The organism is Enterobacter sp. ku-bf2 (genome assembly GCF_001742765.1).
GTDB classification, from domain to species: Bacteria; Pseudomonadota; Gammaproteobacteria; order Enterobacterales; family Enterobacteriaceae; genus Enterobacter; species Enterobacter quasiroggenkampii.
The window spans coordinates 1-19,584 of record NZ_MDVW01000002.1 but is presented as its reverse complement, the minus strand read 5'-3'; the positions used below and the strand labels follow the sequence as shown (position 1 = coordinate 19,584).

Sequence of the window (19,584 nt, the reverse complement as noted above, 5' to 3'; positions counted from 1 at the left end):
GCACCTCTAAAGCGGTTTGGTGAATCGGAAATGGCTCTGCGTATATCCTTCACGAACGTAAAAACGATGGGCGTCCACGCGCTTCACGCTGGTGGAGAGTTCGGTCAGCTCCGCGCCGGCCTCTCGTGCTACCCCTTCCGCCCAGGCCAGCAGCTGGCTGCCCACCTTTAATCCGCGCGCCTGCGGCATCACCACCAGCTCCTGGATCTCGCCGATCCAGCGCGCGTGATGGAGATGAAACTGCAGGTGCAGGCCGATCATGCCGATCACCTGCCCGTCCAGTTCGGCAAGCTGATAGCGCATATTGCGATCCTGCAGATTGGCAAGATAGCCCGCGTGAAACGCCTGGCGATCGAACTCGGCCTGCTTTAACTCGCAGATTAACGCGTAAACGATTTGCGCATCGTCGGCGGTGGCGGGACGAAGCGTGCAGTCAGGCATGCTGTTTCTCCTTCTGACGGATAAGCGATAAAAAGATCTCGACTGACTGTAGCAAACTTCCGTCGTTATTGAGGACGTGGCAGTCGGACGGGGTATAGCGGGCCGCACGCTCCAGCCGCTGGTCGATCTCACGGGCGGATTCACGACCCCGGCTCTGCAACCGGCTGCGCAGGACGTCCGGTGAAACCTGCAGGCAGACCGGCAGTAGGGCCGCTCCATAGCGGGCGCGCGCTTGCGAAAGATGCGCCCGCGAGCCGTTGACCAGCACGTCGAACCCCGCATGCAGCCACAGATCGGTCTCGATGCCGATCCCGTAGTAATAACCGTTGGCGTGCCAGCTCAGCGACAGCAGATTTTGCCCGGCACGGGTGAAAAACTCCTGCTCGCTCAGGGCGATATGGTTTTCACTCCCCGCATTCGCCGCCCGGGTAATGTACCGGTGCGCCACCAGCAGTTGCGGATGCTCCTGCTGCCGTAAGGCGGACAGCAGGCTGTCCTTACCGGAGCCGGACGGTCCCATTAACCAGATAAGTCTTCCCATCAGAACACCCTCTTTCCCTGACGCCAGACGTGGTCGATATGGATGTGCTCGCCCCTGCGGTGGGCCAGCACCAGATCCGCCCGCTTGCCTTCGGCTATCTCGCCGCGATCCTGCAGGTTAAGCGCCGAGGCCGGGTTTTTCGTCACCAGGCGAATCGCCTGTGGTAGCGTAAAGCGGTTGCCCTCGTCGTCGGCCACCCGGAACGCCGCGTCGAGCAGGCTAGCGGGGTAATAGTCGGACGAGAGGATATCCAGCAGGCCAAGGGAGGCGAGCTTGCTTGCCGCGACGTTGCCGGAGTGTGAGCCGCCGCGCACGATGTTCGGTGCGCCCATCAGCACGTTCATCCCATGCCTGCGAGAGGCTTCAGCCGCCTCGAACGTGGTGGGAAATTCAGCGATCACGCTGCCAAGCTGGTGGGATTCGAGCACGTGATCGTGTGTGGCGTCGTCATGGCTGGCCAGCGCGATATTACGGTCCCGGCACATCGCCGCGATCCTGAGACGGTTAGGCTGCGACCACTGCGCCGCAAGCGCCAACTGCTCTTCTTCGTAACGGGCCATCTCCGCATCGCTGAGAGAATATTTGCCCTGATAGTATTCGCGATACTTTTCGATGTTGGCGAACTGACGCTGCCCCGGCGAGTGGTCCATCAGGGAGACCAGCGAGACTGGCTCGCGGCCTACCAGCTTTTCAAACAGCGGCAGGGTGGTGTGGTGCGGCAGCTCGCAGCGCAGGTGCAGGCGGTGCTCGGCGCGGTTGAGGCCGCGTTTTTGCGTCTCCTCCACGGCGTTGATCATCTTCTCCAGGTTCTCCAGACGGTCGCCGCCGTCGCGCACGTCACCGATGGCCACCGCGTCCAGTACGGTGGTGATGCCGCTGGCGACCATCAGCGCGTCGTGGCTGCTCATCGCTGAATGCGCGGGCCAGTCCACCTTCGGCCGTGGCGTGAAGAACTTGTCCAGATTATCGGTATGCAGTTCGATCAGCCCCGGCAGCAGCCAGCCGCCGTCGCCGTCCATCGCTTCGGGTGAGCGGCTCTGGGTTTCGGCAAACGCGCGGATTGTTCCGTCCTGGATCTCAATCGAGCCGCCAACCACCTCATTGTCCAGTACCAGCTTGACGTTATTGATAATCATGCGGGAGTCCCCATTGGGTGCAGCCTGTCCGCGACGCGGGTGCGAACGCTCTCGTCGTGGAAGATCCCGACGATCGCCGCTCCGCGCGCTTTGGCCTGTTCGATCAGTTCCACCACGGCGGCGCTGTTTTTGCTGTCGAGCGAGGCGGTGGGTTCATCCAGAAGTAAAATCGGGTAGTCGACGATAAAGCCGCGGGCGATATTGACGCGCTGCTGCTCGCCGCCGGAAAAGGTCGACGGGGCAAGGTGCCACAGGCGCTCGGGCACATTGAGGCGTGTCAGCAGGCTGGCGGCTTTGGCGGCGCAGGTTTCGCGCGGCACGCCGAGATCCAGCAGCGGCTGCATCACCACGTCCAGGGCGGAGATCCGCGGGATCACCCGCAGAAACTGGCTCACCCAGCCGATCGTGGTGCGGCGCACCTCCAGCACCTTCCGCGCGGGGGCCTGTACCAGGTCGACCCATTCATCACCGTGGCGAATATGGATATGGCCTTCGTCGGGCAAATAGTTGGCGTAGAGGGAGCGCAGCAGGGTCGATTTTCCGCTGCCGGAGTGGCCGTGCAGCACCACGCATTCGCCGCGATTAACCTCCAGAGAGGCATTTTGCAGCACCGGCAGACGCACGCCGTTTTGCTGGTGGAGCACAAAGGTCTTACTTATGTTTTGTACGTGGATCATGTTGGCCTCGCGATTTGTTTTGCCGGGTGGCGGCTTCGCCTTACCCGGCCTACAAGATGCGGTGTTCGTGTTGCCGGGTGGCGGCTACGCCTTACCCGGCCTACAGGTGCGCTATTCGTAGGCCGGGTAAGCGCAGCGCCACCCGGCAGCAGCAACCTCAGTTCTGCAACACGGACGACACCAGCAGCTGGGTGTAGGGATGGTGGGGATCGTCGAGCACACGGTCGGTTAACCCACTTTCCACCACCCGGCCCTGCTTCATCACCAGCAGGCGGTCCGCCAGCAGGCGCGCAACGCCCAGATCGTGGGTGACAATCACCACTGCCAGGTTCAGCTCTACCACCAGGCCGCGCAGCAGGTCGAGCAGGCGCGCCTGCACCGAGACGTCCAGCCCGCCGGTGGGTTCATCCATAAACACCAGCTTCGGGTGCGTGACCAGGTTGCGGGCGATCTGCAGGCGCTGCTGCATACCGCCGGAAAAAGTGGTGGGCAGGTCGTCGATGCGCGAGGCGGGGATTTCCACTTCTTCCAGCCAGTGTTGCGCCGTAGCGCGGATGTTGCCGTAGTGGCGCGCGCCGGTGGCCATCAGGCGTTCGCCGATATTTCCCCCCGCAGAGACCTGACGGCGCAGGCCGTCCATCGGGTGCTGGTGCACCACGCCCCACTCGGTGCGCTGCAGGCGGCGGCGCTCGGCCTCGCTCATGCCGTAGAGGGAGTGTCCCTGATAGAGTATCTCGCCGTGTTGCGGCGTCAGGCGCGCGGAGATGGACTTCAGCAGGGTGGTTTTGCCTGAGCCGGACTCGCCGACAATCCCCAGCACTTCGCCCGGCCACAGCTCGAACGACACGTCGCTAAAGCCTTTGCCCGGCGCATACAGGTGGGTCAGGTTGTTAACCGAAAGCAGCGGTTTCATTGGCCGTTCGCCTCGCTCTGTTGGCGGCAAAAATCGGTGTCGGAGCAGACAAACATTCGTTTGCCCGTGTCATCCAGCACCACTTCATCCAGATAGCTGTGTTTGGATCCGCAGATGGCGCACGGCTCGTCCCACTCCTGCACCGTAAACGGGTGATCGTCGAAATCCAGGCTTTCGACACGCGTGTAGGGCGGGACGGCGTAGATGCGTTTTTCACGTCCGGCACCGAACAGCTGCAGGGCGGGCATCATGTCCATCTTCGGGTTATCAAATTTCGGGATCGGCGACGGGTCCATGACGTAGCGCCCGTTGACCTTCACCGGGTAGGCGTAGGTGGTGGCGATATGGCCGAAGCGGGCGATATCCTCATACAGTTTCACCTGCATCACGCCGTACTCTTCCAGGGCGTGCATGGTGCGGGTTTCGGTTTCGCGCGGCTCGATAAAGCGCAGCGGCTCCGGGATCGGCACCTGGAAAATCAGAATCTGATCTTCAGCGAGCGGGGTTTCCGGAATGCGGTGGCGGGTCTGGATCAGCGTCGCGTCTTCGGTTTTTTCCGTGGTCGCGACGCCCGTTACCCGCTGAAAGAAGTTGCGGATCGACACGGCGTTGGTGGTGTCGTCCGCGCCCTGGTCGATCACTTTCAACACGTCTGCTTCACCGATCACGCTGGCGGTGATCTGAATACCGCCCGTGCCCCAGCCGTAGGGCATCGGCATTTCGCGGCCGCCGAACGGCACCTGATAGCCCGGGATCGCCACCGCTTTAAGTATCGCTCGGCGGATCATGCGTTTGGTTTGCTCATCCAGATAGGCAAAGTTGTAGCCGCTTAAGTTAGCCATGTTTGCGCTCCCGTTGCAGGCGTTTCAGCAGTTCCAGTTCGGCCTGGAAATCGACGTAGTGCGGCAGCTTGAGGTGTGAGACGAAGCCCGCGGCCTCGACGTTATCCGCGTGGGCCAGGACGAACTCTTCGTCCTGCGCCGGGCCCGCGATGTGTTCGCCGTAGTCCGGCGCCTGCAGGGCGCGGTCGACCAGCGCCATGGCCATCGCCTTGCGCTCGCCAAGGCCAAACACCAGCCCGTAGCCGCGGGTAAAGTGCGGGTCTTCATTTTCGGGGGCAACAAAACCGTTCACCATTTCGCATTCGGTCATCAGTAGTTCGCCGATGTTCACCGCAAATCCCAGCTCTTCCGGCACGATTTCAACGTCGATGTAGCCGCTGCGAATTTCGGCGGCAAATGGATGGTTACGCCCGTAGCCGCGCTGGGTGGAGTAGGCCAGCGCCAGCAGATAGCCTTCGTCGCCGCGCATCAGCTGCTGCAGGCGGGACGAGCGTGAACACGGGTAGACCGGCGGCGTGCGGGTGATGTCATCCGGCTGCGTGTCTGAATCCGCTTCCGTTTTCGCCAGACCCTGTTTCGCCAGCAGGCTGAAGACGTGCGGGGACGGTTCCTGTTCGGCGTCAGAGGTGCTGAGCGGCGACGTCTCGCCGTTCGCCAGCAGGGTAAAATCCAGCAGGCGATGGGTGTAGTCACAGGTAGGGCCAAGCAGCTGGCCGCCGGGGATGTCTTTATAAACGGCAGAAATGCGGCGCTCCAGGCGCATCTCCGCCGTGTTCACCGGCTCGCTGACCGCCAGTTTCGCCAGCGTGGTGCGGTAGGCGCGCAGCAGGAAGATCGCTTCCACGTTATCACCGCTGGCCTGCTTCAGGGCCAGCGCCGCCAGTTCTCGGTCGGCGATGCCGCCCTCGGTCATTACCCGGTCTACGGCGAGGTTTAGCTGCTGCTCGATTTGGGCGACGCTCAGCTCGGGGAGCTGTTCATCGCCCCGTCGTCTGTGCGCCTGCAGCGCATGGGCGGCGGCGATGGCCTTCTCGCCCCCTTTGACGGCAACGTACATCAGCACACCTCCACGTGGGTGGTCCGCGGGATGGCCAGCAGGCGCTCGCCGCAGGTCAGGATCAGGTCAATGCCCAGCGGGAACGGGTGCGGGCGCTCGGTCAGCTCGTGAATGATGCACTCTGGCAGCTGCGGCGCGACCATGCGCTCGTCGGCGATGCCTGCGCCCGTCAGGCGCAGCATGCGGCCGCCGCTCAGGCTGGCAACCTGCAAAATCAGCGTGGCGCTGGTCTCCGGCGCGATGGCGGTGCCTTCGCTCAGGGCATTCAGCTGTTCATGGCTGATTTGTTCGTCGGCCACGGCAAAGATTGCCTGCCGGGGCTGATCGACCAGCGGGGCGCCGGTGTGAAAACGCAGGTTCTGGTTGGCGATATCGTTCGACAGAGCCCCCGAAAGCCATACCGGGGTATCGTTGTCGGCCAGGGTCAGCAGTACGCTGGTGGTGGCCAGATTTAGCGGCAGCCAGCCCTGGGAGAGCTGGTGCAGCGAGACGATCACGCCCGGCTCGCTCATGGCCTTCAGCAGGCGACGAAAACTGTGTTGGGCATCCTGGACGGCCAGGGTAAAAGCAGGTTGAAGCGTCATGCGTTGTCTCCGCGAACGAGCGTAAAGAAGTCGACCCGGCTGGTATTCACTTCGGCCTGACGCGCGGCAAGACGTGCGGCGCGGTCGGCCTCCAGCGGGGAAATAAGGGTTTCCATCAGCGTCTGGAAATGCGGTGGTTCCTGTAAAAGCGCGTCGATGACCGCGCAGCGCTCGGCGTGGGCTTTATCACGCCCCAGCACGTAGCTGTAGCCCAGCGTGCCGCTGTGCAGGCGGATCGCTGCGCGGGTGAGGGTGGCATCCCCGGCGAAAAAGCGCTCGCCGGTGCCGCCCATGCGCGCCTGGATCTGCACAAGGCCGATCTCCGGCGCGCGGAGGATGTCGTACCCGGGGGCCAGGCTAAGGGCGTTCATGCGGGCAGACAGCGCAGCAGGCTGGCTGTGGGCCAGCACGCGCATCCAGCGCTGTCGGGTGGCGGTGTCGAAGTGCATTCAGTGCTCCATGGTGAATTCGATCATGTCGGCGCGGGTCAGGCTGACGGAATATTCCGTCGCGTCGATCTCGCCGTCACGGTGGTTGAGGGTGCGCACGCAGAGCAGCGGGGCCATATTGGGGATTTCGAGCACTTTGCTCTCTTTCGCCTGCGCGCGGCGGGCGCTGATACGCGTCTGGGTGCGTTTCAGCGCAATGCCTGTCGCATTCTGGAGAAAATCATGTAGCGAACCGCTGGAGAAATTCTGCAGCACTGGCCAGAGGGTGAGATCCGCGAAGTAGTGATCTATCTGGCACACCGCGACGCCGTTGACCCGGCGCAGGGTGCGCAGGTGGATGACGTTGTCGCCCTCCTGAATACCCAGCGCGTCCGCCACGTGGCTGGAGGCCGGGCGTAAGACAGAGAGCAGCTTTTCGCTGGTCGGGTGGCTGCCCTGATCCAGCAGGTTCTGGCTAAAGCGCGCCTGGGCGTTAAGCGGGTAGTCGAACGGGCGCATCAGCACCAGCACGCCCACGCCCTGGCGGCGCTGGACCCAGCCGCGCTCGACCAGCTGGTCAATGGCGCGGCGCAGGGTGTGTCGGTTCACTTCATAGCGGTCGGCAAGCTGCTGCTCGGCAGGAAGGTAGTCTCCGCAGCGGTAGTGCGTGCGCAGCTCCACTTCGAGCTTCGCCGCAATCTCTTGCCAGCGGGTAGGGTAACTGGTCGGATGTCTGGATAAGTGCATAGAAAACAAAGCCTCGCTTCTCAGATGAAGTGCTTACGCAAACGTTGAGAGAGGAAATCCAGCAGGCTGACGGTGACGATGATAAGCACCATCAGGGCGCAGGTTTGCTGGAACTGGAAACCGCGAATCGCTTCCCACAGGGTGACGCCAATCCCGCCTGCGCCGACCATGCCGACGACGGTGGCGGAGCGAACGTTGGACTCAAAGCGGTACAGGGAGTAGGAGATCAGCAGCGGCATCACCTGCGGCAGGACGCCGTAGAGGATCTCTTCGATTTTATTGGCGCCGGTGGCGCGAATGCCTTCCACCGGACCGGGCTCAATGGCTTCGACCGCCTCGGAGAGCAGCTTGGATAGCACGCCGGTGGTGTGGATGAAAAGCGCCATGACGCCCGCAAATGGACCCAGGCCGACGGCGACCACGAACAGCATCGCAAAGACCATTTCGTTGATCGCTCGACAGGCGTCCATCAGGCGGCGCATGGGCTGGTATACCCACCACGGCACGATGTTTTCGGCGCTCATCAGGCCAAACGGAACAGAGAGAATAACGGCCAGCGCGGTGCCCCAGACGGCGATTTGCAGGGTGACCGCCATTTCGCTGAGGTAGTCCTGCCACTGGCTGAAGTCCGGCGGGAAGAAGTCGGCGGCGAAGGTCGCCATGTTGCCCGCGTCTTTGAAGAGCAGCAGCGGATCCATTTCCGCGCCCTTCCAGGAGATAACCAGCACCGCCAGCAGGATGGCCCAGCTTATGAGCGAGAACCAGCTGCGCTTTGGCGGTGGGAGGGTGATAGTTTGCATGTTTGGCTCCGTGGGGCTTTATGTGCCGGATGGCGCTACGCTTATCCGGCCTACGATCCAAAATGTAGGCCCGGTAAGCGCAGCGCCACCGGGCGAAAAGCGTTACTGCACCGCTTTATTCACGCTCGTCATCGCGCCGAGCGCGGCGGTCAGGCGGTCGAGGTCTTCAAGCTGGGCCTGAATCGCGGCCACTTTGCTGGTCTTCTCCTCGTCCTTCAGGCCTTTGTTGTCCTTCACGCCCTGCATCTCTTTAAACAGCGCCAGCTGGCGAATCGGGACCAGCTGCAGGTCGCTTGACGGGCGGAACGGTGCCCAGCCCAGACGTTCGAGGACTGCTTTCTCTTCCGGCGTTTTGCCATAGGTCATAAAGAAGTCGTACACCTTGTCCTTGGTGCTTTCGGACAGGTTTTTACGCCACACGATCGGGTCGCCGGGGATCAGCGGGGATTTCCAGATAACCTTGATCTCTTTCAGCTTGTCCGGTGCGGAGGTCTTCAGCTTGTCGAGGTTCTCGGTGTTGTTGGTGGCAACATCCACCTGCTTGTTGGCCACGGCCAGAGCGTTGGTTTCATGGCTGGCGTTCACCGTGCGCTTGAAGTCGCTGGCGGAGGCGTTGTTTTTGGCGAAGACGTAGTAGCCAGGGACAAGGTAGCCGGAGGTAGAGTTCGGATCGCCGTTGCCGAAGGTCAGCTCTTTGCGTTTGGCGAGCATGTCATTGAGGTTGTTGATTGGGCTGTCTTTGTTGACGATCAGCACGCTCCAGTAGCCCGGGGAGCCATCTGCCGCGACGGTCTGGGCAAAGACCTGGCCGTTCGCGCGGTCCACCGCTTCCATGGCGGAGAGGTTGCCGTACCAGGCGATGTCTACTTTATTAAAGCGCATCCCCTGGATGATGCCCGCGTAGTCCGGGGCGAAGAAGGCGTTCACTTTGATCCCCAGTTTGGTTTCCATATCTTTCAGGAACGGTTCCCACTGAGGTTTCAGGTTTTGCTGTGATTCCGTCGAAATAATGCCGAAGTTCAGCGCTTTTTCCTGCTCTTGTGCATACGCCGGGCTTAACAGGGTGCTGAGGCTGAACATGCTGGTAAAGGCCAGCGCGGCAACGGCTTTGTAGCTCATGTACTTTCCTCGGATCGGGTTTAATTAAGCAGCCTGCGCGTTCTCTTCGACGCGGCTAATGCTGCGGTAGAGATGGTCAAAACGTTCGTTATCAAACTGATGGCTCGCGCCATCAAAGAACACGTGTCCCTGACGCAGGGCGACGATGCGTTCGCAATAGCGCAGGGCGTAATCCACCTGATGCAGCGTGACCACCACGGTAATGCCGTCGTTCTGGTTAATGTCGCGCAGGGTTTCCATCACGATGCGGGCGGACTCCGGGTCCAGCGAGGCAATGGGTTCGTCAGCGAGAATGATTTGCGCTTTCTGCATCAGCGCGCGCGCAATCGCCACGCGCTGCTGTTGTCCACCGGACAGGGTGGAGACGCGCTGGTGGGCGAAGTGCGCCATGCCGACGCGGGTCAGCGCCTGTAAGGCTTCCTGCTTCTGGGAAGGGGTGAACCAGCGCAAACAGGTGCGCCAGAACGGGGTGCTGCCGAGCGCGCCAATCAGCACGTTCTCCAGCACCGTCAGGCGGTTTACCAGGTTGAACTGCTGGAAGATGTAGCCCGTCTGGGCACGGCTCTTGCGGATATCGCTCGCCAGACGCCCGGCGCGCTGCACGGTATTACCCAGCAGCTCGACGTGGCTTTCCGGTGTTTTATCGCCGGTGATAAGCCCGCTCAAATGGCGCAGAAGGGTGGATTTACCCGAGCCGGAAGGCCCGAGAAGCGCCACCATGTCGCCCTGCCGGACGGTCAGATCAACGGCATGCAGAGCCTTGTTGTGATTGAAGGTCTTGCTCAGTTTCTCGACGCGGATGACAGTTTGCATGTGCTGGGCCTCACGATAAATGTGGCCTCATGCTGGCGCATCAATGTGACATTTGGGTTAAGTGCAGGTTGCGGGAGTTTGAAGAGTTGAGCGGAGTTTGATGACAATCATCGTAGGCCCGGTCAGCGCAGCGCCACCGGCGCTGTGGGCGGATGCGCTGCGCGTGTCCTGCCTACGACGTTTGTTGCTTGACGACGTTAATCATCCACGGCACGCCGTATTTGTCGGTGACTTTACCGAAACCGTGCGCCCAGAAGGTCTCCTGCCAGGCCATTTCGATATTCCCGCCATCGGCAAGGTTGTCGAACCAGCGCTTGCCTTCATTGACGTCCTGGGTGTCGAGCACCAGCGTAAAGCCCGCGTACTGCGCGTTACTGCCGGGCGGCAACCCGTCGCTCATCATGATATCGCTGCCCGCAATGCGGACGTTGGAGTGGGCGATAGCCGAATCCGGAAATTGCATACCGGACGGACAGCCTTCATCGCTGTTATCGCTTTTTGGCATTTCGCCGAAGGTAATTTTATAGAGAAGCTCTGCGCCGACGGCTTGCTGGTAGAAGGCGGTGGCCTCAGCGCAGTTGCCGGCGAAAGAGATATAGGGACTTAACGGCATAATCTTTACCTCACGTAAGAAAAGCCCATTAAGTGTAGTTCCCGAAAGCCCGGCAAGCGAAGCGCCACCGGGCGGGTAAATCAGTTCTTTTTCACAAACTCAGATTTCAGTTTCATCGGACCGAAGCCGTCAATTTTGCAGTCGATATTATGATCGCCTTCAACCAGACGGATATTCTTCACTTTGGTGCCGATTTTCAGCATGGAAGAACTGCCTTTCACCTTCAGGTCCTTAACGACGGTAACGCTGTCACCGTCCGCCAGCAGATTGCCGTTCGCATCTTTCACGATGAGCGCATCAGCATCCTGAGCCGGCTCGGCATCATTCCATTCATGAGCGCATTCCGGGCAGATGAACATGCCATTATCTTCATAGGTGTATTCAGAATTGCATTTTGGGCAGTGTGGAAGTGACATATCGGTATCCTCAAAAGTGTAAACGCGCTGGAAAGTGCCAGCAAAATGACGGCAGGGTGCCGAAAAAGGCGGCAAGTATAACGCAAATCCACACCGTTGTCGGTGATATTGTGAATTAAAAAAGGCAAAAAGCGTATCGGGAGTGACACGTTCTGTCAGTCAGTTAAGCGATGCTTACACCCATTAACACGGTGGGAAGAAATGACGATAAATATATCGAATATTTTATTGCAGCAAATTGCTACGCTCTGCCATTTCGGATAAGGTGAAGCGACACATTGTTATTTATCGCCGGACTTCACTGCCCTACATATCTTATGGCAGTGGCGCATTACCTCTCTTTTTAGGTGGATAAATAATGATGATATATCCTGAAGTTTCTTAAAAATGGGCTACGCTTTTTTCTTTTGGCTAACGGGCCAGGAGAGAAGCTATACACGCCATGCAAGGATAGTGAATTATTTCTGATTATCTTCAATCAGTTATATTTCGGCGAACATGTTTTCCACACGTGATCATATAAGCCTGAACGACATAATTAAAACAAGTGGCTTAATAAAAGTAATAAATTTGCGTTAAGGAAAGGCTTTTATCATGCACACACAGACCATTTTTGAATTAAGTCAGGAAGCGGAGCGTTTGTTACAGCTTGCCCTGCAAAATCTTGATACGTTGAAATCAATGCCGACTGCAATGCTGGAGAGCACTGCGGCTGCTATTACAGGCGAAACGAACAACGTTTTACCTTTGCATTTTAGCGCGCGCGGCGTCGACGCGCAGCAGGCGATGCTGAATAATGAATTACGGAAAATAACCCGGCTGGAAATGGTCCTGGCCATTGTGGGCACCATGAAAGCGGGAAAATCGACCACTATTAATGCGATTGTGGGTACCGAAGTGCTGCCGAACCGCAATCGTCCGATGACGGCGCTGCCGACGCTGATCCGCCACACGCCGGGCCAGAAGGAGCCGGTGCTGCATTTCTCTCATGCCTCCCCGATTGATGAATTGATCCAACTGCTTCAGAAACAGCTATGCGATTACGATCGCGGGAAGCTGGCCCAGCGTCTGGAAATTGATAAAGACATGAATACGCTGCTGGAGCGCATTGAAAAAGGGGAAGCGTTTGAGAAGCACCATCTGGGCGCGCAGCCGATATTTCATTGTCTGAAAAGCCTCAATGACCTGGTGAGACTTTCCCAGGCGCTGGGCGTGGCGTTTCCGTTCTCAGAATATGCGGCGATCGAACATATCCCGGTCATTGAAGTGGAGTTCGTGCATCTTGCGGGCCTGGATGCCCACCTCGGGCAGTTGACGCTGCTCGACACGCCCGGGCCGAACGAGGCCGGACAGCCGCATCTGCAAAAAATGCTCAGCGAGCAACTCTCCCGCGCATCGGCGGTGCTGGCCGTGATGGATTATACCCAGCTCAAATCCATCTCTGATGAAGAAGTCCGCCAGGCCATTTCCGCGGCGGGAAAATCGGTGCCGCTGTATGCGCTGGTGAATAAATTCGATCAGAAAGATCGCAATAGCGACGATGAAGAACAAATCCGGGCGATGATCTCCGGCACCTTAATGAAAGGCAATATTTCGCCTGGGCAGATTTATCCCGTTTCGTCCATGTGGGCGTATCTGGCGAACCGCGCGCGCTACGAGCTGAGTACGCACGGGCAACTGCCGGATCATCAGGAGCAACCCTGGGTGCAGGATTTTGCCGAAGCGGCACTCGGACGTCGCTGGCGTACGGCGGACCTGGACGATATCGACCATATCCGACATTCTGCCGATTTGCTCTGGGAAGATTCGCTCTTCGAGCAACCGATACGCAAACTGATTTACGCAGCCTATGCCAATGCCTCGCTATACGCGCTGCGTTCAGCCTCGCATAAGCTGCTCAACTACGCGCAAAATGCCCGCGAGTATCTCGATTTCCGCTATCAGGGGCTGACGGTGGCCTTTGAGGCGCTGGAGTTGAATATCGCACGTCTGGAAGAGGACATGGCGCTTTTGCAGACGCGTCAGTGCGTGGTGAGCGATGAGGTGAAACACGAGGTTGAGGAAGCGCTGAGCGCTACCGCGGACTTTATCGGGTCCCAAAAAACCGCGCTACACCATGAGATTGACCTGGTGTTCAGCACGCACCCGATTCTTGATTTGCCAGGCACCGACCGGCCGAACCTTCGCGGTGAGGTGCTGAAGCAGCTGGTTCTGGACGATGAAGGGCAGGCGCAGATTGCGCTGAGTAAATTACGCGCCTCCTGCGAGCAGGTGATGCTGGATGCCCAGACGAAGATCGGCCGGGAGCTGGCGTTACGCTTCGATCAGCTGGAGTCCACGCTGGCGCGCTCTCTGAACGAAGCCATGCGTCCCATCGAAACGCGTATTAAAGAGCATCTGAGCCATGCGGGTTTTCGGGCGCGGATCAGCTTCCCGGCGTTTCAGGCAAGCCAGCTTAACTTCAATACGCGGGCGCTGTTCAACGATGCGATTGCGCAGGACGACAGCCAGGCCGTCCCCCCATCCAGCGGGAGCAGCATGCGTGAAACGGTCTCTCGTTGGCTCAATAATCCGGGCTGGGGCTGGGACGAGTATGTGGAAACGCGCACGCGGTATGTTATCGACATTGCGCAGCTACATGACAAATTTAAGCAACATATTGATCAGTTTTGTGAACAAATACGTAAAGCTTTGTCCGCGCAGGTCGATGTCTCTGTTACGGCAGGAATGGCGACGTTCTTTGCAGAATTTTCGTTGTGCCTGACCGGGTTACAGGAAAGCTTGCGTGATAGCCTCGCAGTGCGTCAGCAAAATGAGCACTCAACCCGAGCGCTCTGCCAGTTGTTGAAGCAAAGCATCACTACTGCGACGTGGATACAGGAAGATACCCGACTGTTACGCGATGATATTCAAACCCTATTCGCGGCAGAGCAACCATGACAACACCACTACTGGACGGCCCCGGGCGAACGCTGGAGTGTATTAATCCAAAATTTATGGTCGATCTGGTGCAGGGGGGAGACGCAGCGCGTCATCCTCGCCTGGGACCACAGCAGCTGCAGTTTCGTGAGCGTTTGACGCAGGAAATCATGACGCATACCCGGCTACGCCCCTGGGCGATGGCGGGGATGCTCAATGAAAATGCGGGGCTGCGTCTGGGGCTGGCGGAAAAACTGGCCAGCATGCTTGATCCGGGTCATCTCGCGCTGACGCTGATGGCAGAGAAGCTGATAGCGCTGCGTCAGCAGACTCACCCGCGCACCCTGCAGTCCCCCGGACTGACGCAGCAGTACGCCGATCTCGTGTCTCATTTTACCCAACGCGCAGCCTATAAGGAAAAGGCGCTGACCCAGCGCGGCCTGACGGTGCAGGCGGGTGAGCACAGCGAGCAAATTTTTACCCGCTGGCGGGCCGGGCATTATGATGGCTGGTCGCTGGCCGGGCGCTGTTTTATCGTCCTGGAGGAGCTGCGCTGGGGGGCATTTGGCGACGCGTGCCGTCTCGCGAACGAAGATGTGGCGGCAATGCTTAAGGATAACCTGCGCAGCATGGCGGCTAACTATCTGGCGCAGGGCATCAATGCCTCCCCCACGACCCGCCATTTTTATCACCAGTGGCTGACAACGCCAGCTTCGCCGGGATTGATCGATCATAAAGACATGCTGGGCTGGCTGGGGGACTGGTGTCAGGCGGATAAGCATCCGGTGAGCTGGTCAGTGACGCAAAACTGGCAGACCGTCGCGCTGGGAATGCCGAGGCTCTGTTCGGCAAAACGGCTGGTGGACGGGATGGTGGAAGAGATTTTTGGGTGAATCCCTTCTTCCCCTCACCCTGATCCTCTCCCCGGGGGGGAGAGGGAATGGTTTGGTGCGGCGCGTTAATGATTCATTTCAATTGGTTTCGGTTCAGGCTGGGTCTCTTGCATATTCCCGTAGCGTTTCGCATACAGCGCCGTGACGATCGGCACCAGAATCGCGGTGACAATCACGCTGGCCGCAACCAGCGCCGTCGCGGAAGCGGCCACCGGTTCGAAGGCCGGGTTAATCTGGGCAATAATCACCGGGTTGGCGACGGCAGCGCCTGCGGCTGAAGAGGCGGCGACGCCCGCTGTGCCGTTTCCTCCGCCGATCGCGCGGTCGGCAATGATTAGCGGGATACCGGTAATGATAATTACGGCGACACCCAGCACAATACCCAGCAGGCCGGTATCAAGGATAACCTTCAGATTGATGGTGTTCCCCAGCGCGAAGCCGAAGAACGGGATTAGCACCGGCGTGGCTTTGCTGAAGAAATCACGCAGATCGTGATCGAGATTGCCAAGGGCAAAGCCGATCAGGAAGGGCAGGATCGCACCGACAAAGTGGTGGGGTTCAAAAGAGGCCAGGCCAGCAGACCCCAGGATCAGCATCGTCATCAGCGGGCCAGACTCCAGAGACATCAACACAAATGCGCCGGACTCTTCTTTTGTCCCGTACTGATTCATCAGGCTGGCGTACAATCCGCCGTTAGTCATATCCATCGCTGAGACAATCGCCAGCACCGATAATCCCGCGAAGAACCCGGTCTGAATTCCAGTCTCCGGGATGAACATCGCGCATATCATCGCTACTGCCCAGGCTACCGCTATTTTGGTTATTACCAGCGTACCGGATTTCCGTAATACGGTACCCGTCGCCCGTAAATTAATGGATGCACCGATACAAAAAAACCAGACAGCAAGAATCGGAACCGTGCCCGTTATCATGCCTTTTGTGAAACCGCCAAAATAAGCCCCGGTATCAGGGGCAAGGGTATTCAGGATGGCGCCCAGTACCAGCGGAACCAGCATCATACCGCCGGGTATGCGTTCTATCGTGGCTTTAATCTTCATAGACAATCCTCACATCTGACCCCGCCTGACGGGCGAACGGTGCTAAAAATTAGTCAATAAATTCAATTGATTGGCGTTTTTGCTTGAGAGGCATTTCTCGATAACCCTGCAATGAAAATAAATGCGTGCTCTCGATTAACCTCATTGGAAAACACATGAAACGTTGTATTCGGATTTATCATGCGATCAATGGAATATTGATTCAATGAAAATAAAACATCGTTTTAGTTATCTTTGTCACATATTCAATGTAAAAACATCGATGGCTTCCTGATGATGAAAATTTATGTAAATTGGATGTGAGAAAACGTGGTTTGTTTTTTTGTTGAGAAAGAACTCATGATGTGTGTGAAGGGGCTCTAAAGGCGGGGATGAGAAAGTGCTTATTTGCACTCATTGACAAATCCGGGAACGAGTTGACCTGACGCTGAAATATGTGTGAAGTTGATCACAAATATAAACGCTGGTAGGGTAAAAAGGTCATTAACTGCCCAGGCAGGCGTCAACAGGTTCGGTTGTATCGACGTAAAACGTCAATGTAAGTAAACCTGCTACGCTTGAATAAGGCGATTCGCATGGAGCGGATCCCATGGTTCACAGAACGTAAACTGGACTGTGAAACAGACAGGGCCGAGTCAACGAGGATAGCTATGCTGAGAAGGAAAAAGATTAAACCCATCACGCTTCGCGACGTCACCATTATTGATGACGCAAAACTGCGTAAAGCGATTACCGCAGCCTCGCTCGGTAATGCGATGGAATGGTTCGATTTTGGTGTCTACGGCTTTGTGGCCTATGCGTTAGGTAAAGTGTTTTTCCCCGGGGCCGATCCCAGCCTGCAGATGATTGCCGCACTGGGTACGTTCTCCGTTCCCTTCCTGATTCGCCCGCTGGGCGGTCTGTTCTTCGGTATGCTCGGTGATAAGTATGGTCGTCAGAAGATCCTGGCTATCACCATCGTCATTATGTCGATCAGTACATTCTGTATCGGTCTTATCCCGTCTTACGCCACCATCGGCATTTGGGCACCGATCCTGCTGCTGATCTGTAAGATGGCACAGGGCTTCTCCGTGGGCGGTGAATATACCGGCGCCTCGATCTTTGTTGCCGAGTATTCCCCCGACCGTAAGCGCGGCTTTATGGGAAGCTGGCTGGACTTCGGCTCCATTGCCGGGTTCGTTCTGGGCGCGGGCGTGGTGGTGCTGATTTCAACCGTAGTGGGGGAAGCGAACTTCCTCGACTGGGGCTGGCGTATACCGTTCTTCCTGGCACTGCCGCTGGGGATCATTGGTCTCTACCTGCGTCATGCGCTTGAAGAGACGCCTGCGTTCCAGCAGCATGTCGATAAGCTGGAACAGGGTGACCGTGAAGGGCTGCAGGATGGTCCGAAGGTATCGTTCAAAGAGATTGCCACTAAGCACTGGCGCAGCCTGCTGACCTGTATTGGTCTGGTGATTTCGACCAACGTGACCTACTACATGCTGCTGACCTACATGCCGAGCTATCTGTCGCATAACCTGCACTACTCGGAAGATCACGGTGTGCTGATTATTATCGCCATCATGGTCGGTATGCTGTTTGTACAGCCGATTATGGGCCTGTTGAGTGACCGTTTTGGCCGTCGACCGTTCATTATTCTGGGAAGCGTTGCGCTGTTTGCGCTGGCAATCCCGGCATTTATTCTGATTAACAGCGATGTGCTGGGGCTGATTTTTGCCGGTCTGCTGATGCTGGCGGTGATCCTTAACTGCTTTATCGGGGTGATGGCCTCAACGCTGCCCGCGATGTTCCCGACCCACATTCGCTACAGCGCGTTGGCCGCGGCCTTTAACATCTCGGTACTGATTGCCGGTCTGACCCCGACGCTTGCCGCCTCGCTGGTGGAGAGCACGCAGAACCTGATGATGCCGGCTTATTACCTGATGGTGATCGCGGTGATTGGTTTGATTACCGGTATTACCATGAAGGAGACGGCGAATCGTCCTCTGAAAGGCGCCACGCCTGCGGCATCGGATATTCAGGAAGCGAAAGAGATCCTGCGTGAGCACTACGATAATGTAGAGCAGAAGATTGAGGATATTGACGCCGAGATTGAAGAGCTGCAGAAAAAACGCTCCCGACTGGTGGATCAGCATCCACGCATCAACGAGTAATAAAGAAACCCGCCAACGGCGGGTTTTCTTTTATTAGCATCCGGCGGCGATGTAGTCGCCATTGGCACTGATGGGGATCACCGTCAGGAACAGCACCGTCGCGAACAGGATCAGGACTACCCCTCCGGCTATTTTGACTGCCGGCACCAGCCATCTTAATGAGGCGCTTTCTCCGAACCAGGTCACCGTACGTTCGCGGGCGTACCGTACAGCCAGGGAAAGCCCCACAATAGAGAGCGCGGTTCCCAAAGACATAGTCATGACTGCGGCCACTCCCCAGGTAATGATGCCCAGCGCGTTCGAAAACATCAGAATCATGATCGCCCCGCTGCACGGGCGTGCCCCAATTGCCAGAATTACGCCCAGACGGGTTTTCCAGTCGCCCTGCGTCAGGTCTGTACCTACGCCGTGATGGCCGCAGCCACAGTGTTCGTCGTGCTGATGAAGCGGCTTAATGGCTGAGACAGACATCCTGCGCGGGCGCAGACTCTTCAGCGCCTGGTAAATGACAAATGCGCCGAATGCGCCAATAAGTACTGCGCTGATCTTCTCCACGTACCAGCGGCTGGTACTGATATCCCCTGAGGCGAGGTTGAACCCCACCGCTAGAATAAAGACAAACAGAATGGCGCTGACGCCCTGCATCAGGCTACCCAGGAAGGGGACGACCCGGGCGGCCAGCTCGCTTTCCTTATTGGTGGTCAGATAGGTCGTCACAATGAATTTTCCGTGCCCAGGTCCGATGGCATGAAGAACACCATAAAGGAAAGCCCCCGTTAACAGCCATAACCCACCGCTGTACTGGTGGTTATTCAGCTGCAGCAGGTACATCACCAGATAACGGTGCAGGGTAATTTGCGTGGCAAGACACCACTGGATAAAGGCGTTCCAGTGCGTATGCAGGGTAAAACCGGCAAAGAGAATTGCCAGCAGCATCAACCCAGCGGTAGGGAGACGCCAGTCACGGGTGAGGCGTTGTGTGGTCATGAAGCGGCCTGCACAGAGGAGAGTATTTGCCGCTAGTATAGTTGATCTTCCCGCTCAATTCGTGGGATCGCGTCCGGATCCGTGCATGATTGTGGATAACTATGTGCATAAAATGGTATAAGGCGGGGTTTTGCTGGGGAATGCAGCAGTCAGTCATTTTTTTGCAACTTTTCGGTTGCGGTCGTTCGGGAACTCCCTATAATGCGCCTCCATCGACACGGCGGATGTGAATCACTTCACACAACAAGCGGTTCGGTTGAAGAGAAAAAATCCTGAAATAACGGGTTGACTCTGAAAGAGGAAAGCGTAATATACGCCACCTCGCAACGGTGAGCGAAAGCCGCGTTGCACTGCTCTTTAACAATTTATCAGACAATCTGTGTGGGCACTCAAAGTGACATGGATTCTTAATGTCTTCGGACAATAAATGAATACCAAGTCTCTGAG

At 57.8% G+C, this 19,584-nt stretch carries 20 protein-coding genes; 3 read left to right on the top strand and 17 right to left on the bottom strand.

Features of this window, described 5'->3' with window-relative positions; genetic code table 11:
* Positions 1–6: 6 nt before the first annotated feature.
* From phnO to BFG58_RS08835, 15 genes are all read right to left on the bottom strand, one after another.
* Positions 7–441 carry an aminoalkylphosphonate N-acetyltransferase gene (gene phnO, locus BFG58_RS08905; protein ID WP_045909193.1) on the bottom strand — a complete coding sequence of 145 codons (435 nt, stop codon included), beginning with the start codon at positions 439–441 and terminating at the stop codon, positions 7–9.
* Positions 434–985, bottom strand: a complete 552-nt coding sequence (phnN, locus tag BFG58_RS08900) for a ribose 1,5-bisphosphokinase (RefSeq protein ID WP_139125300.1) — start codon at positions 983–985, stop codon at positions 434–436. The genes phnO and phnN overlap by 8 nt, the downstream gene beginning before the upstream one ends.
* A complete protein-coding gene (phnM, locus tag BFG58_RS08895) occupies positions 982–2,118 on the bottom strand; it encodes an alpha-D-ribose 1-methylphosphonate 5-triphosphate diphosphatase (RefSeq protein ID WP_069719686.1) in 1,137 nt (378 codons plus the stop codon). The genes phnN and phnM overlap by 4 nt, the downstream gene beginning before the upstream one ends.
* Positions 2,115–2,795, bottom strand: coding sequence for a phosphonate C-P lyase system protein PhnL (gene phnL, locus BFG58_RS08890; protein WP_069719685.1), 681 nt, complete (start codon positions 2,793–2,795; stop codon positions 2,115–2,117). The genes phnM and phnL overlap by 4 nt, the downstream gene beginning before the upstream one ends.
* Positions 2,796–2,952: 157 nt before the next feature.
* Positions 2,953–3,708, bottom strand: a complete 756-nt coding sequence (gene phnK / locus BFG58_RS08885; protein ID WP_069719684.1) for a phosphonate C-P lyase system protein PhnK — start codon at positions 3,706–3,708, stop codon at positions 2,953–2,955.
* On the bottom strand, positions 3,705–4,550 hold the full coding sequence (locus tag BFG58_RS08880) for an alpha-D-ribose 1-methylphosphonate 5-phosphate C-P-lyase PhnJ (protein ID WP_032650644.1): 846 nt from the start codon (positions 4,548–4,550) through the stop codon (positions 3,705–3,707). The genes phnK and BFG58_RS08880 overlap by 4 nt, the downstream gene beginning before the upstream one ends.
* Positions 4,543–5,607: a carbon-phosphorus lyase complex subunit PhnI gene (locus tag BFG58_RS08875; protein ID WP_069719683.1), complete on the bottom strand. Its 1,065-nt coding sequence runs from the start codon at positions 5,605–5,607 to the stop codon at positions 4,543–4,545. Before BFG58_RS08875 ends, BFG58_RS08880 begins: the two co-directional genes overlap by 8 nt.
* The gene (phnH, locus tag BFG58_RS08870; RefSeq protein WP_069719682.1) at positions 5,607–6,191 is read right to left on the bottom strand and encodes a phosphonate C-P lyase system protein PhnH; all 585 of its coding nucleotides are present in this window, start codon (positions 6,189–6,191) and stop codon (positions 5,607–5,609) included. The genes BFG58_RS08875 and phnH overlap by 1 nt, the downstream gene beginning before the upstream one ends.
* Complete coding sequence (gene phnG, locus BFG58_RS08865; protein ID WP_045909201.1) at positions 6,188–6,640, bottom strand: phosphonate C-P lyase system protein PhnG; 453 nt, start codon at positions 6,638–6,640, stop codon at positions 6,188–6,190. The genes phnH and phnG overlap by 4 nt, the downstream gene beginning before the upstream one ends.
* Complete coding sequence (gene phnF / locus BFG58_RS08860) at positions 6,641–7,366, bottom strand: phosphonate metabolism transcriptional regulator PhnF (RefSeq protein ID WP_023326523.1); 726 nt, start codon at positions 7,364–7,366, stop codon at positions 6,641–6,643.
* A gap of 20 nt (positions 7,367–7,386) precedes the next feature.
* Entirely contained in the window at positions 7,387–8,166 is a 780-nt protein-coding gene (gene phnE / locus BFG58_RS08855) for a phosphonate ABC transporter, permease protein PhnE (protein ID WP_048226491.1), read from the bottom strand.
* A 102-nt stretch (positions 8,167–8,268) separates the two neighbouring features.
* Complete coding sequence (gene phnD / locus BFG58_RS08850; RefSeq protein ID WP_024906756.1) at positions 8,269–9,285, bottom strand: phosphonate ABC transporter substrate-binding protein; 1,017 nt, start codon at positions 9,283–9,285, stop codon at positions 8,269–8,271.
* Positions 9,286–9,309: 24 nt separating this feature from the next.
* On the bottom strand, positions 9,310–10,098 hold the full coding sequence (gene phnC, locus BFG58_RS08845; RefSeq protein WP_069719681.1) for a phosphonate ABC transporter ATP-binding protein: 789 nt from the start codon (positions 10,096–10,098) through the stop codon (positions 9,310–9,312).
* Between the two features lie 172 nt (positions 10,099–10,270).
* Positions 10,271–10,711, bottom strand: coding sequence for a VOC family metalloprotein YjdN (yjdN, locus tag BFG58_RS08840; protein ID WP_069719680.1), 441 nt, complete (start codon positions 10,709–10,711; stop codon positions 10,271–10,273).
* Positions 10,712–10,791: 80 nt separating this feature from the next.
* Positions 10,792–11,127 carry a zinc ribbon domain-containing protein YjdM gene (locus BFG58_RS08835; protein ID WP_008500067.1) on the bottom strand — a complete coding sequence of 112 codons (336 nt, stop codon included), beginning with the start codon at positions 11,125–11,127 and terminating at the stop codon, positions 10,792–10,794.
* A 594-nt stretch (positions 11,128–11,721) separates the two neighbouring features.
* On the opposite strand from BFG58_RS08835, the gene crfC reads away from it, so the two are divergent.
* Positions 11,722–14,067 (top strand): clamp-binding protein CrfC, encoded by a 2,346-nt coding sequence (gene crfC / locus BFG58_RS08830; RefSeq protein ID WP_069719679.1) that lies wholly within the window; start codon positions 11,722–11,724, stop codon positions 14,065–14,067.
* Entirely contained in the window at positions 14,064–14,939 is an 876-nt protein-coding gene (locus BFG58_RS08825; protein WP_045909207.1) for a diguanylate cyclase regulator RdcB family protein, read from the top strand. Before crfC ends, BFG58_RS08825 begins: the two co-directional genes overlap by 4 nt.
* Positions 14,940–15,004: 65 nt before the next feature.
* On the opposite strand, the gene kdgT is transcribed toward BFG58_RS08825, so the two are convergent.
* A complete protein-coding gene (gene kdgT, locus BFG58_RS08820; RefSeq protein WP_045909208.1) occupies positions 15,005–15,997 on the bottom strand; it encodes a 2-keto-3-deoxygluconate transporter in 993 nt (330 codons plus the stop codon).
* A gap of 650 nt (positions 15,998–16,647) precedes the next feature.
* Between kdgT and proP the strand changes: the two genes are divergently transcribed.
* Positions 16,648–18,150: a glycine betaine/L-proline transporter ProP gene (gene proP / locus BFG58_RS08815; protein ID WP_024906762.1), complete on the top strand. Its 1,503-nt coding sequence runs from the start codon at positions 16,648–16,650 to the stop codon at positions 18,148–18,150.
* Positions 18,151–18,183: 33 nt separating this feature from the next.
* On the opposite strand, the gene BFG58_RS08810 is transcribed toward proP, so the two are convergent.
* Positions 18,184–19,137, bottom strand: coding sequence for a nickel/cobalt transporter (locus BFG58_RS08810; protein ID WP_069719678.1), 954 nt, complete (start codon positions 19,135–19,137; stop codon positions 18,184–18,186).
* Positions 19,138–19,584: the final 447 nt, after the last annotated feature.

Coding starts and splice junctions, on each gene's coding strand:
- phnO (WP_045909193.1), bottom strand. CDS start 441: ATGCCTGACTGCACGCTTCGTCCCGCCACCGCCGACGATGCGCAAATC.
- phnM (WP_069719686.1), bottom strand. CDS start 2,118: ATGATTATCAATAACGTCAAGCTGGTACTGGACAATGAGGTGGTTGGC.
- phnL (WP_069719685.1), bottom strand. CDS start 2,795: ATGATCCACGTACAAAACATAAGTAAGACCTTTGTGCTCCACCAGCAA.
- phnK (WP_069719684.1), bottom strand. CDS start 3,708: ATGAAACCGCTGCTTTCGGTTAACAACCTGACCCACCTGTATGCGCCG.
- BFG58_RS08880 (WP_032650644.1), bottom strand. CDS start 4,550: ATGGCTAACTTAAGCGGCTACAACTTTGCCTATCTGGATGAGCAAACC.
- BFG58_RS08875 (WP_069719683.1), bottom strand. CDS start 5,607: ATGTACGTTGCCGTCAAAGGGGGCGAGAAGGCCATCGCCGCCGCCCAT.
- phnH (WP_069719682.1), bottom strand. CDS start 6,191: ATGACGCTTCAACCTGCTTTTACCCTGGCCGTCCAGGATGCCCAACAC.
- phnG (WP_045909201.1), bottom strand. CDS start 6,640: ATGCACTTCGACACCGCCACCCGACAGCGCTGGATGCGCGTGCTGGCC.
- phnF (WP_023326523.1), bottom strand. CDS start 7,366: ATGCACTTATCCAGACATCCGACCAGTTACCCTACCCGCTGGCAAGAG.
- phnE (WP_048226491.1), bottom strand. CDS start 8,166: ATGCAAACTATCACCCTCCCACCGCCAAAGCGCAGCTGGTTCTCGCTC.
- phnD (WP_024906756.1), bottom strand. CDS start 9,285: ATGAGCTACAAAGCCGTTGCCGCGCTGGCCTTTACCAGCATGTTCAGC.
- phnC (WP_069719681.1), bottom strand. CDS start 10,098: ATGCAAACTGTCATCCGCGTCGAGAAACTGAGCAAGACCTTCAATCAC.
- yjdN (WP_069719680.1), bottom strand. CDS start 10,711: ATGCCGTTAAGTCCCTATATCTCTTTCGCCGGCAACTGCGCTGAGGCC.
- BFG58_RS08835 (WP_008500067.1), bottom strand. CDS start 11,127: ATGTCACTTCCACACTGCCCAAAATGCAATTCTGAATACACCTATGAA.
- crfC (WP_069719679.1), top strand. CDS start 11,722: ATGCACACACAGACCATTTTTGAATTAAGTCAGGAAGCGGAGCGTTTG.
- BFG58_RS08825 (WP_045909207.1), top strand. CDS start 14,064: ATGACAACACCACTACTGGACGGCCCCGGGCGAACGCTGGAGTGTATT.
- kdgT (WP_045909208.1), bottom strand. CDS start 15,997: ATGAAGATTAAAGCCACGATAGAACGCATACCCGGCGGTATGATGCTG.
- proP (WP_024906762.1), top strand. CDS start 16,648: ATGCTGAGAAGGAAAAAGATTAAACCCATCACGCTTCGCGACGTCACC.
- BFG58_RS08810 (WP_069719678.1), bottom strand. CDS start 19,137: ATGACCACACAACGCCTCACCCGTGACTGGCGTCTCCCTACCGCTGGG.